The 16202-nt window shown below is 62.9% G+C and carries 20 protein-coding genes and 1 riboswitch; of the genes, 16 read left to right on the top strand and 4 right to left on the bottom strand.

The features are described 5' to 3' along the window. Nucleotides 1–165 precede the first annotated feature (165 nt). The 3 genes from ACIU1A_RS15320 (at nucleotide 166) to ACIU1A_RS15310 (ending at nucleotide 4180) form a co-directional block, all read left to right on the top strand. Nucleotides 166–2304: a hypothetical protein gene (locus tag ACIU1A_RS15320; protein WP_404927647.1), complete on the top strand. Its 2139-nt coding sequence runs from the start codon at nucleotides 166–168 to the stop codon at nucleotides 2302–2304. A gap of 118 nt (nucleotides 2305–2422) precedes the next feature. Then, entirely contained in the window at nucleotides 2423–3622 is a 1200-nt protein-coding gene (locus ACIU1A_RS15315; RefSeq protein ID WP_404924655.1) for an IS256 family transposase, read from the top strand. 186 nt (nucleotides 3623–3808) lie between these two features. Then, nucleotides 3809–4180: a hypothetical protein gene (locus ACIU1A_RS15310; RefSeq protein ID WP_404927646.1), complete on the top strand. Its 372-nt coding sequence runs from the start codon at nucleotides 3809–3811 to the stop codon at nucleotides 4178–4180. 19 nt (nucleotides 4181–4199) lie between these two features. Here ACIU1A_RS15310 and ACIU1A_RS15305 read toward each other — a convergent pair whose 3' ends face one another. Both ACIU1A_RS15305 and ACIU1A_RS15300 read right to left on the bottom strand, forming a co-directional pair. Next, nucleotides 4200–4322, bottom strand: a complete 123-nt coding sequence (locus ACIU1A_RS15305; RefSeq protein ID WP_263494129.1) for a hypothetical protein — start codon at nucleotides 4320–4322, stop codon at nucleotides 4200–4202. 38 nt (nucleotides 4323–4360) lie between these two features. Continuing rightward, the gene (locus ACIU1A_RS15300) at nucleotides 4361–5188 is read right to left on the bottom strand and encodes an O-methyltransferase (protein WP_404927645.1); all 828 of its coding nucleotides are present in this window, start codon (nucleotides 5186–5188) and stop codon (nucleotides 4361–4363) included. Nucleotides 5189–5371: 183 nt separating this feature from the next. On the opposite strand from ACIU1A_RS15300, the gene ACIU1A_RS15295 reads away from it, so the two are divergent. From ACIU1A_RS15295 to msrA, 6 genes are all read left to right on the top strand, one after another. Further along, the gene (locus ACIU1A_RS15295) at nucleotides 5372–6109 is read left to right on the top strand and encodes a glycoside hydrolase family 108 protein (RefSeq protein ID WP_404927644.1); all 738 of its coding nucleotides are present in this window, start codon (nucleotides 5372–5374) and stop codon (nucleotides 6107–6109) included. A 2-nt stretch (nucleotides 6110–6111) separates the two neighbouring features. Then, a complete protein-coding gene (locus tag ACIU1A_RS15290) occupies nucleotides 6112–6312 on the top strand; it encodes a hypothetical protein (RefSeq protein WP_404927643.1) in 201 nt (66 codons plus the stop codon). Beyond that, nucleotides 6309–6548, top strand: a complete 240-nt coding sequence (locus tag ACIU1A_RS15285) for an ABC transporter permease (protein WP_140521540.1) — start codon at nucleotides 6309–6311, stop codon at nucleotides 6546–6548. The genes ACIU1A_RS15290 and ACIU1A_RS15285 overlap by 4 nt, the downstream gene beginning before the upstream one ends. After that, entirely contained in the window at nucleotides 6533–6733 is a 201-nt protein-coding gene (locus ACIU1A_RS15280; RefSeq protein ID WP_404927642.1) for a hypothetical protein, read from the top strand. Before ACIU1A_RS15285 ends, ACIU1A_RS15280 begins: the two co-directional genes overlap by 16 nt. Nucleotides 6734–6833: 100 nt before the next feature. Further along, nucleotides 6834–7145: a hypothetical protein gene (locus tag ACIU1A_RS15275; RefSeq protein ID WP_404927926.1), complete on the top strand. Its 312-nt coding sequence runs from the start codon at nucleotides 6834–6836 to the stop codon at nucleotides 7143–7145. 184 nt (nucleotides 7146–7329) lie between these two features. Continuing rightward, complete coding sequence (gene msrA, locus ACIU1A_RS15270; protein WP_140644372.1) at nucleotides 7330–7848, top strand: peptide-methionine (S)-S-oxide reductase MsrA; 519 nt, start codon at nucleotides 7330–7332, stop codon at nucleotides 7846–7848. A gap of 127 nt (nucleotides 7849–7975) precedes the next feature. Here msrA and ACIU1A_RS15265 read toward each other — a convergent pair whose 3' ends face one another. After that, a complete protein-coding gene (locus tag ACIU1A_RS15265) occupies nucleotides 7976–8293 on the bottom strand; it encodes a hypothetical protein (protein ID WP_140515911.1) in 318 nt (105 codons plus the stop codon). A gap of 218 nt (nucleotides 8294–8511) precedes the next feature. Continuing rightward, nucleotides 8512–8625: riboswitch (TPP riboswitch) on the top strand. Between ACIU1A_RS15265 and ACIU1A_RS15260 the strand changes: the two genes are divergently transcribed. The 4 genes from ACIU1A_RS15260 (at nucleotide 8616) to ACIU1A_RS15245 (ending at nucleotide 11857) form a co-directional block, all read left to right on the top strand. After that, on the top strand, nucleotides 8616–9224 hold the full coding sequence (locus ACIU1A_RS15260; protein WP_404927641.1) for a YkoF family thiamine/hydroxymethylpyrimidine-binding protein: 609 nt from the start codon (nucleotides 8616–8618) through the stop codon (nucleotides 9222–9224). (Overlaps the previous riboswitch by 10 nt.) Nucleotides 9225–9322: 98 nt before the next feature. Then, nucleotides 9323–10078, top strand: coding sequence for an ABC transporter permease (locus tag ACIU1A_RS15255; RefSeq protein WP_404927925.1), 756 nt, complete (start codon nucleotides 9323–9325; stop codon nucleotides 10076–10078). Next, the gene (locus ACIU1A_RS15250; protein WP_140500163.1) at nucleotides 10075–10842 is read left to right on the top strand and encodes an ABC transporter ATP-binding protein; all 768 of its coding nucleotides are present in this window, start codon (nucleotides 10075–10077) and stop codon (nucleotides 10840–10842) included. The genes ACIU1A_RS15255 and ACIU1A_RS15250 overlap by 4 nt, the downstream gene beginning before the upstream one ends. Then, entirely contained in the window at nucleotides 10835–11857 is a 1023-nt protein-coding gene (locus ACIU1A_RS15245) for an ABC transporter substrate-binding protein (protein ID WP_404927640.1), read from the top strand. Before ACIU1A_RS15250 ends, ACIU1A_RS15245 begins: the two co-directional genes overlap by 8 nt. A 168-nt stretch (nucleotides 11858–12025) precedes the next feature. Here the strand turns inward: ACIU1A_RS15245 and ACIU1A_RS15240 are convergent, their stop codons facing one another. Then, a complete protein-coding gene (locus ACIU1A_RS15240) occupies nucleotides 12026–14428 on the bottom strand; it encodes a tetratricopeptide repeat protein (protein ID WP_404927639.1) in 2403 nt (800 codons plus the stop codon). Between the two features lie 148 nt (nucleotides 14429–14576). Between ACIU1A_RS15240 and ACIU1A_RS15235 the strand changes: the two genes are divergently transcribed. The 3 genes from ACIU1A_RS15235 (at nucleotide 14577) to ACIU1A_RS15225 (ending at nucleotide 16200) form a co-directional block, all read left to right on the top strand. After that, entirely contained in the window at nucleotides 14577–14855 is a 279-nt protein-coding gene (locus ACIU1A_RS15235; RefSeq protein ID WP_404927638.1) for a hypothetical protein, read from the top strand. After that, nucleotides 14852–15016 carry a DUF3309 family protein gene (locus ACIU1A_RS15230; RefSeq protein ID WP_023757858.1) on the top strand — a complete coding sequence of 55 codons (165 nt, stop codon included), beginning with the start codon at nucleotides 14852–14854 and terminating at the stop codon, nucleotides 15014–15016. Before ACIU1A_RS15235 ends, ACIU1A_RS15230 begins: the two co-directional genes overlap by 4 nt. Before the next feature lie 458 nt (nucleotides 15017–15474). Continuing rightward, nucleotides 15475–16200 (top strand): GntR family transcriptional regulator, encoded by a 726-nt coding sequence (locus tag ACIU1A_RS15225; RefSeq protein WP_140561063.1) that lies wholly within the window; start codon nucleotides 15475–15477, stop codon nucleotides 16198–16200. The last annotated feature ends 2 nt before the right edge of the window (nucleotides 16201–16202 follow it).

Raw genomic sequence — 16202 nt, 5'->3', positions numbered from 1 at the left:
CCTAGCCGAGCGGCCGTGACCAAATTTCTCAAGGAAGAACCTGAACGACCGTGGCGCCGTGGCCGCACGGGCCAGCGCTTATCCCCTCCGAACCCGTCGCCACGCCGCCAACCAACCCGAATTCCAAGCCTCGCTTTCGCGGGGCTTTTTTATGGAGCAAGCCTCATGGCCCGACCCGCAACTGCCGCCGTTCGTCTTCTGACTGGCGAGCGCGAACCCGTGCGCCTGGCGACGACGGCAAATCTGGAGACGGTCATCGTCGACGGCGTTGCCTGGATCCTCGGCCTGAAGACGATCGACGGGGTTTTGACCGCCGTCGGCGACCGGGTATTGGTCAAGAACCAGTCGGACGCCCGGCTGAACGGCATCTATACGGCGAGCGAGGGCTACTGGTACCGCGCGGCGGACGCCCGCACCGCGCGCACGATGCAGAAGGGAACGACCGTTCACGTGCAGGAGGGGGTTGTTTCGGGTGGCTTGGTCTACGCTTTCCAGACCCTCAACCCGGTGATCGGCACGAGCGACATCGTGATCTCCTACTATCTGTCGGATGATCCGCTCGGGGATATCGGCGGAGCGCTGGCGGCAGTCATCCACATCGCGGAACTCGCGCGCGACCTGGCCCAGCAATATGCCGCCGACGCCGCGCAGGTTTCGGGCGTCAACGTGCCGATCTACGCATCCGTGGCGACAGCATCGGGCTCGACGATCGCTGCCGGCGTGAAGAGCATCAGGACCCAATTCTACGCCCCGGTTTTCACGACCCCGGCAACCCTGGTGGGCGGCGCCAACTATGCCCGCATGTCGCGCGCGGCGATCACCGCCGGCGGCTACCCGGCGCTGGCCTATTTCCGCTCCGCCGACCGTTTCATGCCGGACGGGACGACCGATGCGGTCAATGGCGGGTTTTGGGTGTTGAATGAAAGCGTCGCCACCGCCACGATGTTTGGCGCCCGTGAAGGGCTTGCCGACAACGCGCTTGCGTTAAACGCGCTCGGCTCCTATTGCCGGATTACCAAGGCCGTGCTCGTCCTGCCTGCCGTAGCAACATACTACGCGGTTGGCTCTTCTATCGACTGGCGCGACATCAGCGAGATCAATGGCAAGGGGGCGCTGATACGCGGTGCTTTCGACGGCCTTTCGGCGGTCCGCATCGGTGGGACCGGAACGAATGTTTTGCGCGGCGCAAAGATCTGGTTGGAAGTCCAGAATACACCAGACAAATCTGTTGTCGCCAACACGCGAGGCATTCACTTCGGCGGCATGGCCGAGAGCAAGCTCTGGCTTGCTGCCCGTGGTTACGACGAAGGGCTCTATTTCGACGGCCTGACGGCAAATACAAATTGGGTAAGCAACGAATTCAACATCATCACTCTCTACAACAACGGCTCCCATGTGCATTGCGATCTGGCTGGCGCGAGCTATTTCGTAAACAACCAGTTCCGCGGTGGAACCTGGTACATCGGCACCAACCAGAAGGCGGCGGGTCGCGGGACCTTCAAGCTGACTCTCGCCGGGACCGCTGCCGTTGAAGAGGTGTTGATCGACAGCCCCCAAATCGGCATTGATGGTGGCTCGGCCGGCGTTAGCCATGCAGCTTTCATCTACGCCGCGCTAGGCAGCACCAGCAACCTGACCACCGTGTTTTTCAAGAATGCGCGCATCGAAACTTACAGCGCCTTCACCAACACACTTGCTCTCGTCAACGTGCCATCCGCGACTGGCTTCGCCTCCTTCAACATTGATCTTTTGAGCGCGTCAGGCATCGATGACGCGAACATCCTTTCGCCTGATCTGAAGCGCCTGTTTGTCTCGCTGCGAGATATGTCGAATAGGCCGACTGGAGGGGCCAACTTGGTGAGGCGCTTTCAGGGCGAGCGGTTCTTTCCGGTGCAGGCCGAGGGCCGCATCACGGTACCCGGCGTCGTTTTGTACGACAGCGCGACCGGCGGTTATACAGCTCCATCGCCCTTCCTGACCAACGGTGTCACGGGGCGCACGTCGCGGGCCAACGGCGACGGCCAACTTGTGGTGTCAAGCTCGGGCCAGGCTGTCGGCCACATCTACAAAAAAGCCAACACCACACAGCACGCGTTCCTCAACTTCCTTAACGGTTCGCGCGCCATTACGGTCATCTGTTTCGACGCCTCTGGCACCGTGTTGTCAGGCAATGCCCCGTACTATGCAAAAGGTAGCAACGGCCAGTCAATCGCTCGAACCGGTGCATCGGTTTATGAATTTTCGACCAACTGGCTGTGGATACACCCATCTGTTGCCTCATTCTTCGTTGGGGCGTCCGGATAGTGTCCTGAAGGTTCTGCAAAAAGCTCTGGAGAGAGAGCAGCCCTTACTCTGAGGCGAGGGGCGGCCATGGCACGCTGGTGACGTTGCGATCACCGATTCCCGTGGAAGGGTAAGTGCCATGACCAAGCGAGACGTTAGACTGAGCAGAGGTGAGTTGAAAGCGTTGCTGTTGTCGGATGAGGACGGCTTTCGCAGAGTTTTGCAGACTGTGGTGCAGGAGGCTTTGGAAGCCGAGATGACGGAGGCGATCGGGGCCGAGAAAGGCGAGCGGACGACGGAGCGGGTTGGTTACCGGTCCGGCTATTACGAACGCAAGCTTGTGACGCGGGTTGGCGTGCTGGAGCTTCGGGTTCCGCAAGATCGGGCCGGCCGGTTCTCGACGGAATTGTTCGAGCGTTATCAGCGCTCGGAGAAGGCATTGGTGTCGGCGCTGGTCGAGATGTACGTGCAAGGCGTGTCGACGCGCAAGGTGAAGGCGATCACCGAGGAGCTGTGCGGCCATTCCTTCTCGGCTTCGACGGTAAGCCAGGCGACGGCGCGGCTGGATGAAGCCCTGAAGGCGTTCTTTGAGCAGCGGCTTGCCGAACCTTACCCGTACCTCATTCTGGACGCGCGCTATGAGCGGGCGCGCGAAGCCGGCGTGATCGCCAGCCAGGCGGTGCTGGTGGCGATCGGGGTCGACTGGGAGGGCCGGCGCCAGGTGCTCGGTGTCGAACTGGCCAACCGGGAAAGCCATTCGAGCTGGCGCGCGTTCGTGGCAGGGCTCAAGCAGCGCGGGCTTGCCGGCGTGGAGTTCGTCGTCTCCGACGACCATCCGGGGCTCAGGGCAGCGATCCGGGAAGTCCTGCCTGAGGCAGTCTGGCAGCGCTGTTACGTGCACTTCCTCAGAAACGCGCTCGATTATGTGCCGCGCAAGGTCGATGACGATTGCCTGATGGAGCTCAGATGGTTCTATGACCGGCGCGACCTAGCCGAGGTCAAGCGCGACCTGGCGCAGTGGATCGCCAAATGGCAGGCCAAATACCCGAAGCTGGTGGATTGGGTGGAGAACAACATCGAGGAGACGCTGAGCTTCTATCGGCTGCCGCTGCCGCATCACAAGCACATGAAGTCGACGAACATGCTGGAGCGGCTGAACCAGGAGATCAAGCGGCGCACCCTGGTCGTTCGCATCTTCCCCAACCCGCAGAGCTGTTTGCGGCTGGTTCGGGCATTGGCGGTGGAGATCCACGAGAACTGGCTCGAGGCGACCCGCTACCTCAACATGGACCATCTGCGCGAGCACAAGAAGGAGAACCTTAGGGCACTGGCCGCCTGAGACGCGCCCGCCATGTCCGCCGCTCCGCTAAACACGGGGGCTGCGCGGCGGACACGCCAACGTCACCGCTGAATGCCACGCCATTTTTGCAGAACTTGACGCACACAACTGGCGTCCGGATGGATTGGCGCAACGATCATTGAAAGTATCGATTTTGAACAAGGCTTCGCCGCGCCCATACTGCGATTGCGTGATCAAGAGACCGACATCAGCCGGCTTTGCTATAGCTTCCTTATGGAAAGCTATCTTCCCGTTGGAGCGACCATCGAGCGGGCACAATTTGGTGGATATCGAAATACATTCCTACTGAAGACCACCGTCTCCACCGCCGCCATTTCCGGTGCCACCACGATTGGCTTAGCAAGCGTCGCGGGAATCACGGCTGGCGACCGTATTGGAATCGAACTTGACACTGTGATTACCGGAGCAGAGCTCCAATGGCACCACACAACTGTGAACGGCGCACCTTCGGCTAACACGGTGACACTGACCAATGCCTTGCCGGCAGCAGCCGCTGCCGGCCGCGCGGTCAGGCTCAATCGCTGGGTGGCGCGCTAGGTCGGTTTCTTGCGCAGGATCAGCAATGCTTCGTCGCCATCGGGAAGTACTGCACCTTCAGGTAGTCATCGGCCGCCATGGGGCTGATATCGATGTTCCGGCGCATGCCGAGATAAAGCCTGCGGGCGATATTTCTGAGCAAGGTCTCGCCTCCGATGGTTTATCCGGGCTGTCGTCTCGTCACCGCCTGATGCCCCAGGCATAGGTTCTTTGCTTGGACGCGTTCAGACGGCGCACCTCGTACCGGCCCTGCCGCTCGATCTCGGCGACCGCTTCGACCACGCCATCGAAGGACCCTGGCGTGACGTCGTCGAATACGACCATGTCGCCCTCGCGCTGAACGCCCGAAACGCAGCGATGCTCGGCCAGCACGTTCTTCCTGGTGTGCTGGGCGTCGATGAAGGCGAAGTGAATCCGGTTCACGCCGACCCTGGGCAATTGAAGGAGTGAATCGCCTTGCAGGAAAATGATCCGGTCGGCCAGCGGCTGCCACGGCCGAAGCAGTTCGGCGCGCGACTTCCTGCCGTCATGGTCGTCGATGCAATTCCAGTAGAAGCGATGATGGTGCGGCAGGACGTCGAGCGTGACGACATGCCCGCCAGCGCCGGCATCGGCAAGCGCCTTGGCCATGCAGATCGCGGAGAAACCACGCGCGGTGCCGGTCTCGACGATGGTGGTGAACGGCCTTGGGCTGTCGGCCAACTGGCGGCGAAGAAGACTGTAAAGCACCCGCCCGTGCGGGTAGGCGAGCGCGCTGGTCTTGATGGTGATCTGGGTGTGGAGGGCCAGTTCGTCGAGCCAGTCGCGATCGACGGCAAAGCCGGTTTCGGCCTCGAGCCTGTCGATCTCAGGGAATGAGACGCGCCGGGTGGCTTCGAACAGCCTCAGATATTCCTCTTTTGGGGCACGCGGCGCCGAGCCCAGCGGGTCGACGTTCCAGCGGCGATCGATGGCGGCCGACAGCCTGTTGAAGGCCAGGCGCCGCGCGGCGCCAACATAGTCTCTCATCCCGGACCTGTTCGTCCTAAAATTGAATTTTTCTAACCATGCGCCGGCCGGCGCGCAAGGCGACCTCCGGTTTTGGCGCACTGCAAGTAGGCACCGAGGCGCGCGCAACGGCGACTATCCGCACCCCTGTGCTGCCGGCGATCACCCACTCACCTCATCCACCAAGAAATCGAAAGGGATATCATGGACCGCAATTTTACGCGGGCGCTTGCGCTCGTCCTCAAATCCGAAGGCGGCTGGTCGGACAATCCGGCCGATCCGGGCGGCGCCACCATGAAGGGCGTCACGCTCGCCAATTTCCGCCGCTACGTGAAGGCGGATGCCGCCAAGGCGGATCTCAGGAAGATCAGCGATGCCCAACTCGCCACGGTGTACCGCCGCTTCTACTGGGATGCGGTGGCTGGCGCCGAGTTGCCCGACGGCGTGGATTACGCGGTGTTCGACTATGCCGTGAACAGTGGGCCAAGCAGGGCGGCGAAATATCTTCAAGCAGTGGTCGGCACCGCCCAGGACGGCCGCATCGGGCCCGAGACGCTCGCTGCCGTCGGTTCCAGAGCGGCCGCCGTCGTCATCGACAATCTCTGCGATGCCCGCCTGGCTTTCCTGAAGCGGCTTCCGACCTGGCCGACTTTCGGCAAAGGCTGGTCGAGCCGGGTCGGATCCGTCCGCGCACAGGCGCTGCTGCTGACGGCTGCCGGGGCAGGCGAGGCATCGGCCACGCGGCCAGATCCTGCACCGACCGCTGCTGCGGCGGCGCCGGGCGGCGCTGCTGCCGTAGATGCCGTCGAACCGGTCGCGGCGGCGCCTGCCGACGCCAACATCCCAGCTCCCGCCAAGGCGGGCGGCATCATTGCCGCGTGCCTGCTCGTCGCCTACGCCGCCTGGCATCACATCGCCGCCGCCTTGCAAGGAATGTTCTGATCATGGCCACCATAACCCAGCCGACCGTCCGCCCGACCAACAAGCTGACGGCCGCGACCATCGCCGCCGCCGCCGTTTCGATTTCGGGCGTCTTCGTGCGCAATGTCTGGCCATCCTGGTACGATGCCGAGACCTGGGCCACGCTGCTGCCGCTTGCCGTGTTTGCCGTCGGCTATCTGGTCAAGGACGCGCCAAACCAATGAGCGCGCTCCTCTCCTTCTTGCTCAGCAATTCGACCGTTCTCGGCATCGGCGCGGCCATCGCCGCTGCGTTTGGCTGGGGTGTTCGCCAGCGGCTTGCCGGCGAGCGCGCCGAACGCAGCCGGCAGGCCGCGGCCGAGGCGGCGGCGCGGGACGTCGCCAACCAGGTTGACAACGATATCGGCGCGCTACCCGCCGCCACTGCCCGAAAGGAGCTCAGGTCATGGGCAAGGGATTGATTGTCGCAGCGGCCGCAGCACTTGTCGCGGTAGCCGGCTGCACCACCGTCACCGGCGGATTTTGCGTGGTCTCGAGCCCGCTGCGCTTGTCCGCATCCGCCGTCGCAGCACTGTCGGATGCGGAAGTCCGGACGCTGCTGGCGCACAACCGCAAGGGCGAGAAACTGTGCGGGTGGAAGCCATGACGATCGTGTTGCCGCTCGATTCGGGCCCTGCTGCTCGGGGACCGCTCATCTTCGGTGCCAGATCGGTCATTCTGTTTCCTGATCGCGAGACAATGAAATGATGCATGATATTTTCAACCTGCTCGGTATCAAGGTGCCGGTGGTGGTCGCCGGCCTTTCCGGCGGCATATTGCGCGCGCTGTCGCGCCACCGCTACAAACCGCGCGAGATGGTGGCCTCGCCGATCTGCGGCGCGCTAGCCGCCGCCTATCTGACGCTGCCCGTGGTCCAGTATTCCCGCGCCATGGGCCTGCCGATGGCCAATGACGACACCACGACCCTGGCGGCCGCATTCCTCATCGGCGTCTGCGCGATGTGGATATCGGATATCGTATTCGAGGTCGTGGTGCGCAGGTTCAGGCCTGGGGAGTGACGCCGCGCGTCCGTGGTGATCGGCAGCAGGACGCGCCCGTCGACTGGACGAAGCCGACGACAATGCCCATCTATGGGAAATCCTGGAGCGGCTGTCATAGCGCCGGGCCTCCAGTTTTATCGTGCGCAATTCCGGACGGAAACGGCTACAACCTTTCCCCGGAGTTGCTTTGGGGAGATTTGATATGGCGACTTCAAGCGAACGCGCGGTGCTTGCCGGCGGCTGTTTCTGGGGCATGCAGGATCTGATCCGACGCATCCCGGGCGTCCTGTCCACGCGCGTCGGCTACAGCGGCGGCGACGTGCCTGATGCCACCTACCGAAACCACGGCACCCATGCCGAAGCCATCGAGATCAATTTCGATCCCGCCAGGGTGAGCTACCGTACGCTGCTGGAGTTCTTCTTCCAGATTCATGATCCGACGACACGCAACCGCCAGGGCAACGATGTGGGGATGAGCTACCGTTCGGCGATCTACTACACCAGCGATGAGCAGAAGCGCGTCGCCGAAGACACCATCGCCGACGTCGACGCCTCGGGCCTGTGGCCCGGCAAGGTGGTCACCGAGGTGGCTCCGGCCGGCGCGTTCTGGGAAGCCGAACCCGAGCATCAGGACTATCTGGAGAAATACCCGAACGGCTACACCTGTCATTTCGTCAGGCCGGGCTGGAAGCTGCCGGTTCGCGAAAAGGCTGTTTCGTAGGCGAGACGAAGGCCGATGGCGGTTTACGTCTCAGGCGCCTGCCTGTGCGGCGAGGGTGAAACATAAAGAGACGGAAACGCCACGGAACAGGCGCCCCGTGGCATTCTCCAGCAGTTTCGGCGAGTGGCTACTTGCCGCAATGCTTGTCGTTGACAGTCGGCGAAGCCGTGCCCGGAGCGGTGTGGCTGGCATCCGGCTGAGCACCTTGTGGGCTGGCCGGACAGTTCCGGTCCGCGTTCGAATTCATGCCGTCGGGCATGACGGTCGTGCTGCCGGTCGTGCCAGGATCCACCGTGTTCGGCGATGCCGGCGTGTTCGGGTCGACCGTGACCGACTGGCCGCTGCCGGGCCCATTATTGGCGCCGTTTCCGCCAGCACTTTGCGCCATCGCCGAAGTCGCGAGACCAATGGTAAGAGCCGAAGCTGCGAGGATTTTCATGAGCATGGTTTGTCTCCATTTCTGTGAAGTCTTCGCTCGTTTCCACGAAGTTCGTCGCGTTTGCGACTATAGGGACAACCACTCGTCGTGGCTAAGGTTCCGGACAAATTTCCCTCAAGACCGGGCCCGACGGAACCGCCCATAAATCAGGCCTGGCGCAATGCATTTCCGGCGATGGTCCTGAAAAAACAGCTTTCATAGCCGCCCGATTGGTGCTTTAACGCGTCCATCCACAGGGGTGCTCCGTACGGTCGGGGCTGAGACGGGGGCGGCAAGCCCACAGACCCTAGAAGCTGATCTGGGTAATACCAGCGGAGCGAGGCGGGCGATGTTTTCAGGCGCACAGATTTCCCTATATCCCATGTCCAGCGATTTTGTCGGCGTCATCCTTGGCGCGCTCGGGGCACTGGACCCTTATCGTGATCGACTGCGGATCGAGACCGACGATATCTCGACCTTGCTGGTCGGACCGCCCGAGGTGCTGTTTCCTGCCATGCGCGACCTGTTCGTGGCGGCAGCGCGCAGCGGCAAGCATTGCGTGCTTTCGGCCGCCATCTCGCGCGGCTGCCCGGGCGAGCCGGACGATCCGATCTGCCGCTCCGACGCGTTTGGCGGACCTGCCGGGCCGCTCGGCCCGCGCAAGGAAGCCGCTATCGCCGCCGTGCGCGGCGTGGCCGTCACCGGCCAGCCGGCGGCGGCGCAGTTCTCGCTTTACGTCATGGGCACCGACGACCACATGGACGAGATCTATGGCTGCATCGACTTCCTGAAGCAGTCGGGCGTATATGAGCGCTCCAAGCATTTCTGCACAAAGTTGCGCGGCGACGCAGGCGCCATTTTTACCGCACTCAACGAGGCCTTTTGCCGCTTCGGGCCGGGTGCCGGCCACGTAACGCTCGACGTCACCGTCTCGGCCAACAGCCCCACCGCCGTCTGACGGCGCGCCCCGCGCCATCCGCTCCGGGTACCTGCGTGTCCTCCCCGTCCGCCCCTTCGCGTCCGATCGTGGACCTCATCGCCAGAACCGCTCCGGCGATGCTTTCGGTGGGGCTGCTGCTAGCCGCGTGGGAACTCTATGCGCGCTTTGGTGGCGTCAAGCCGACAATCCTCCCGGCGCCATCGCGCGTCTTCGCTCAGGCAATGCTCAACCGGCACGCGCTGGCCGATAACGCCGTGCCAACCCTCCGTGCCACGCTCGCAGGCTTTGCCTGTTCGCTCGGCGGTGCCTTTGCGCTGTCGATATTGATCGACTTCTCCCAGCCATTGCGGCGCGCCCTTTTTCCGGTCTTCGTGGTCAGCCAGACCTTGCCGCTGGTGGCGATTGCACCGCTGGTGGTGCTGTGGTTCGGCTTTGGGCTGATGCCCAAGATCATGCTGGTGGCGCTGGTCACCTTCTTTCCGATGTTGGTGGCTTTGGCCGAAGGATATGAGGCGACGGAGGCTGAGATCGGCCAAATGCTGCGCGCCATGGGGGCAGGGCGCTGGCGTGTCTTCGTCCTGGCGCGGCTGCCCTCGGCGCTGCCCTACTTCTTCGCCGGTGTCAGGATCTCGATCACCTATGCTGTCGTGGGCGCCATCTTCGCCGAATATGCGGGCGCGGCGAAGGGCCTCGGCATCTACATGCTCAACGCCAAGAACAACTTCCGCCCGGACCTGGTGCTGGCCGCCGTCGCCGTCAGCGCCGTGCTGACGCTCGTCCTGTTCGGGCTGACGATGCTGGTCCAGCGCCTTGCCATGCCATGGGAACGGACCGCCGGCGGGCGGGCCGCAGGAAAGGGGCCGTGGCGATGAACCGGCTCGAACTGCGACATGTGCGCAAGGCCTTCGAAGGACTCGACGTGCTTGCCGACATTTCGCTCAGCGTCGGCGCCGGCGAATTCGTCTCCATTCTGGGCCCCTCCGGCGCCGGCAAGTCGACGCTGTTCCAGCTTCTGACCGGCGCGCTTCACGGCGAGGGCGAGATATTCTTCGACGGCAAGCCGCTCGATGACCACGGCCGGCATTTCGCTTTCATGCCGCAGCGCGACGCGTTGATGCCTTGGCGGCGCATTCTTGACAACGCCACGCTCGGGCTTGAGGTGCAAGGTGTCAGGCGCAAGGCTGCCCGCGCTCGCGTTGCTCCGCTGTTCGAGGAATTCGGGCTTGCCGGTTTCGAACGGCATTTTCCGGCGCAGCTTTCCGGCGGCATGCGCCAGCGCGCGGCCTTGCTGCGCACCGTGGTGCAGGAACGCGATATGCTGCTGCTCGACGAGCCGTTCGGCGCACTCGATGCGCTGACCCGCGCCGCCATGCAACGCTGGTTGGAACAGATGTGGCGGCGCCACTGCTGGACGGCGCTGCTGATCACCCACGACGTGCGCGAAGCTGTGTTCCTGTCCGACCGCATCTATGTGCTTTCGGCGCGGCCGGCGCGCGTCGTCGCTGAGATCACCGTGCCGCTGCCGCGTCCACGCGAACTGGCCGGCGGCGCTGCACGGCAGGCCGGCACCCTCGAAGCCGAGATCCTCGACATCCTCCTCAACCCGAGCCACCAGAAGGACACGGACCATGACTGACCTGACGCGCCGGCAAGCCTTGCTGCTCACTGCCGCTGCCGGCCTTCCCCTTATAGCCCGGCCAGGCCGATCTCTTGCCCAGGCGGCCGCCCGGAAAGCAACGGTGGCGCTGGACTGGACGGTCAACACCAACCATATCGGCCTGTTCGTCGCTCGCGACAAAGGGTTTTACAGCGAGGCCGGCCTCGAGGTCGACATCCTGCCCTACAGCGATACCGGTGCAGGCACGCTGGTTGCCAACCGCGTTGCCGATTTCGGCATCAACGGCTCCATCGGCCTCTTCACCCAGAAAACCGCCGGCGCCGATCTCAAGGCGGTCTATGCCGTGGTGCAGTCCGAAACCGGACGGCTGGTGTTCAATGCAGCGCGTGACGAGATCAAAACCCCCAGGGATCTTGACGGCCTGACCTATGGCGGTTTCGGCAGTGCCTGGGAAAACGCGCTGATCTCGACCATCATCCGTCACGACGGCGGCAAGGGGGCTTTCGAAACGGTGACGCTCGGCACGTCCGCCTATGAGGCGCTGGCCAACGGTTCGGTCGACTTCACGTTGGAGGTCTCGACCTGGGAAGGCGTCGAGGCAGAACTGAAAGGCGTCAAACAGCGAAGCTTCGTCTATGCCGACTACGGCGTGCCCGACGAGCACACCACGCTGATCTCCTCTAGCGATGCGTATCTGCGTGCAAATCCGGAATTGGCGTCGGGCTTCATACGGGCAACGCGGCGCGGCTACCAGTTCACCGTCGATCATCCCGAAGAAGCGGCCACACTGCTGATCGCCGCCAACAAGGACGCCCTGACCAATCCGGCATTGATCCACGCCTCGCTGAAGACGCTGATCGACGGGCACTATCTGCGCCGGCGAAACGGCGCCATAGGCAGCATGGACCCGGCCAAGATGGAAGCGATCGGTTCCTATCTCTTCGCCGCCGGCATCCTCCGGAACGGGGACGGCGAGCCCGTTGCCCGGCAACCGGATTTTGGCAACTATTTCAGTAACTTCTATTTGGGGTAGGGATCAAACCGCATCGGGCGCCAGCGCTGCTCAAGCTGATTGCCTTTCGTCAGCCTCGTCAGAGCTGCGCCCAAGGCAAAACCTTTACCGCAATAAAGCACAGAGCGGCGACTGCCATTACGCCCAAACCACTCCAACGCAAAATCCGCGCCCTCCCGAAAAGCCCGTCTAATCTACCCCAAGGCTCAGTGCCTTCTTGCGATCGGCCTGAGCACGCTTGCGGTTGCCCTTGGCTTCCCACGCCCGGCTCCGCGCCTCGTAGGCGGTTGCGAAATCCGGCTTAAGCCTTATCGCCTGGCTGAAATCCGCGATGGCCCCTTCATAATCCGCTCTGCTGGTTCGGATCACGCCTCGACCGAAATAGCCAAAGGGGTTCTTGTGATCGAGGCTGATGGCCTTTTCGAAATCGTGCAGCGCGGCGACGTCCTCGTGCCCTCCCATCCATAGGAGGCCTCGATCGGCATAGACCCTTGCGTCCGCGGGGTTGAGATTGATGGCCTTTTCGAAGTCGGCAAACGCCCCGTCGTAGTTTTCCTGGAAACTGAGGTTCTGGCCGCGACTGTAGTAGGTCTCGGCTATATTCGGATTGATCGCGATCGCCTGCGTGTAATCGGCAACAGCATGAGCATAATCGTTCTTGGCCTCCCAAGCCATGGCCCGGGCCAGATAGGCGTCATGAAATGCCGGGACCAGTGCGATCGCCTTGCCATACAGGGCTATGGCGCCGTCATAGTCATTTTTCTCATGCAGCCTCCGACCCTTGGCGAAAAGCGCCTTGGCGGCCGAATCAGTATCGCTCGGTGCGGCCGAACCGGCGGCTGAACTGGCGGTGGCCGCCGCCGAGCTGACGGCGCCGAGCGTGGCGGCCGCCATATCGCCCTGTCCCTTCGCAGCCACAGCCGCCTTGCGGGCGACCGCGTAATCGCGATTGTCGGGATCGAGCTTGATCGCCTGGCCGAAGTCGGCGATTGCCTCGTCATAGTCCTTCCTGTCAGCACGCGCCATGCCGCGCCCGTAATGGCTGGCGTCGTCTTTCGGATCGATCTCGATGGCTACCGAATAGGCGGCAATCGCGCGCCCCGCGTCGCCCTTGGCGTGCCAGGCCATGCCCATGCAGAAGTAGGCGTCGCGCGCTTTTGGATCGAGTGTTGAAGCCCGGCTGCAATCGGCAAGAGCGCCTTCGGCATCGCCTGACGTGATCTTGGCGAGGCCCCGGCGAGAATGAGCCGCAGCAAAATTGGGGGCGAGCTGGATGACCGTGTCGTAATCGGCGATCGCTTGCTCGTAAACGCGTTTGGCGGCCTGGGCCTTGCCGCGGCCGTAATAGGCGAACCGGTTGTTCGGATCGAGCGCAATCGCTTTGTTGTAGGCGCCGATCGCCTGATCGTACTTGCCCATGTCCAGGAAGGCATCGCCGCCAAGGATCGCTTCGAGGGCGCGCGGATCAGTCGCCTCCAGAACCCTTGCGGCCAGCGTGTCTTGGGTAGCAGTGATATCCGGAACGACGGCTCGCTGCTTTTGCTGTTGGGTGTCCGGCAACGGTGCCGGCTTGCTTTGGTCGGCGGCGAGCTGAGCGCCGCAGCTTCCTGCCCGCGTCGGATCAAGCTCGATGGCGCGCAGGCAATCCGCCGCCGCTCCGGCGCTGTCTCCCTTGAGTGTCCTTGCGCGGCTGCGCCCGAGATAGGCGTCCGCATTGTCGGGATCGAGGCTGATCGCCTTGTCGAAATCGAGAAGCGCGCCTTCGAGGCCATATTTCGACAGCCGCATCCCCGCACGCTCGATCAAGGTCTTTGCGGCTGCGCGATTGCTGGTCGTATCCTTGGCGGCGGATAAGTCCTCGCCGGGCGCCTGTTCAGCATCGTCATCGGTGACAGTGGGATCGAACTCACTCTCGGCGGCGCGGGCGATACCGCGTTTGACATTGGCCAATATGTTGTTGGGATCGATACGGACCGCCTCGTCATACTCGGCCAGGGCCTGTTTCGGGTCGCCCATCCTGTCCCAGGCGATGCCCAGGCCCGCATGCGCCTTGCCATTCTGAGGGTCCGCCTCGATTGCCTGTTGGAAATCGATGATGGCCGCGTCGATCTTGCCCTTGTGCAGGAAGGCGAGGCCACGGTTGCTGTAGGCATCGCTGGAAGACGGCTCCAGGCTGATGGCGATGTTGAAGTCCGCGATCGCACGGTCGTCGTCTCCATTGCTGAACCAGTCGGCGCCGCGGTTGAGATACGCGGAAGCGTCGTTCGGATCGAGCGCGATCGCCTCGCTGTAGTCGGCGATCGATCGGTCGTATTGCTTCTGGTCGCCGAGAGCGACGCCCCGTTGGAAATAGGCTGTGGCGCGGCTGCGCGCCGGCTCTGCGGCGTCCTCCGCAATCGCGGAGCAGGCAACAATGCGCTTGTCCGGCTCGATGTCCTCGCCGAAGCAGGCTGCATAATCCTTCTCGGCTGCGAGCGCAGGCGTGTTCCGGGCGAGAGCGGCGCCAAGCCCGGCTGAGGGCCACCGGTCGGGCGCAAGGCTTGTCATCGCGATCGCGGCGGCGAGGAGCCGCGCATCCTTCCACCTCATCATATCGCTGGTCCCCCCAAAACTTTAATCCGCCTTGGCAGCTAGGTTCCCTACTGTTCCTTATTTGTTCCAGAAATGCAAGCATGAATTGCAAATCCGCTCTCACAGATCTGACGATGCAAGATCGAGATAAGTCGAAGTGGATCCGATCTTGACGCTCAACTGCCTGTTTTTGCTGTCGGCTTTATCCTTCTACAATCTCGCCGTCCACGTCGTGATCACGTACCTTCAGCTGTATCGTATCCTGCGCGTTGGCCGGTCGGAAAGCCCGCCGTTGCGGCAAGACTGCTGCACGAATTGCGCCGTCGCCTTCTCGACGTCCTGCATTAGGTGGAACGCGAACGCGTTCAAAGCGTTGTCTGTGAGCAACATTCTCAACCCAGAAGTGCCGGAACCGGCGCACAAGTGCCTGCGGGAGTGGAAGCCATGAGTCTTGGAACCATCCTTATCATCATCCTTATCCTCGCCCTGCTCGGCGGCTTCAGCGGCCTCGGCGGCGGTCCGTTCTACGGAACCGGTTATTATGGCGGCGGCGGGCTAGGGCTTGTGTTGCTGATCGTCATTATTCTGGTCGTGCTCGGACGCATTTAAGCGCGTCGTGCACGTCGTTCTCACAAGTCGAGAACCGCTTTGGGGCGACATGCGTTGGCCGCTGATCGCGATCCTGTGACCATGTCGATGCCGGCGCGCACCGGATCGTGATGCGGGCAAACAGGCTTGTGATCCGGCGTCTGGCGAAACTCCCGTAAGGTGATTTCGGTCCACACCCCCCGTGGAAAGCAAGAGGAGAGGTCCCACCCTTGTCCTCCTCCAAGGCCCGCCCCGGTTCCCGGAGCGGGCTTTCCTTCTTCTGCCGGTAGGGTCACCGCAGCAGGATCGCGACACGGTGCGACGCGTCCAGCACTGGGGAAATTCCTTCTTCGTTGCCGCCTGCGGCCGGCTGATCGTCGAAAGCAGTGCATCGGGGCACATGACCCGTCCCATTGACAAGCCCGCTATACGAGGAGAGATTAAACAAGACTAGACAGGTTCACTATACAGGTACTTATATGAAGCGGAGCGCGATCAAACTGTCTCCCGGCACGGGCAAGCCCGAGCAGATCGCCACCGTTCTCGAACACGAGATCCGTTCCGGCGTGCTGGGTTTCGGCGACCGTCTGCAAAGCGAAAATGAACTCGTCCAACGCTTTTCCGTCAGCCGCAACACGGTGCGCAAGGGGCTGGAGGAACTGTCCAGCCGCGGGCTGATCACCACAAAGGTCGGCATCGGATCCTTCGTCACCTTTGACGGCAAGCCTGTCGATGATGCGATCGGATGGTCGCGCGCGCTGGCCAATGCCGGCGCCAACGCCGATACCCGGACGCTGCGACTGGAGGTGATCGAGGACCCCGAGCTTGCCGTGCTGCTAGGCATCGAAAGCCCCCTCTTCATCGCCGTCGACCGGGTTCGCACCAATGCCAGCGACGGCCATGCCATCTCCATCGAACGCAGCCGCCTGCCGCTGTCGCCCGAGCTGGAAGACGTGCCGCTGCGCGGCCTGCGCGAAGGCTCGCTGCACCAGACGCTGCGCGAAGCGGGGCTTGTACCCGACCATGGCGAGGAGTGGGTCGACATCGAGATGTTGAACGCCCATGACGCCGCTATCCTCGGCTGCGCGCAAGGCACACCCTTCCTGCGTGGCCGTCGCCTGACGCGCGCGGCCGATGAGCGGCCGGTCGAATATGTCACCAGCCTGCTCAATCCCGCCCATTTCGCGCTGCATATGAGGTTCTGAGC

The sequence above is a fragment of the Mesorhizobium maamorense genome (genome assembly GCF_044998965.1).
In the GTDB taxonomy this organism is placed as follows: domain Bacteria; phylum Pseudomonadota; class Alphaproteobacteria; order Rhizobiales; family Rhizobiaceae; genus Mesorhizobium.
The sequence above is the reverse complement of the archived record's forward strand: the minus strand, read 5'-3'. Positions and strand labels throughout refer to the sequence as shown.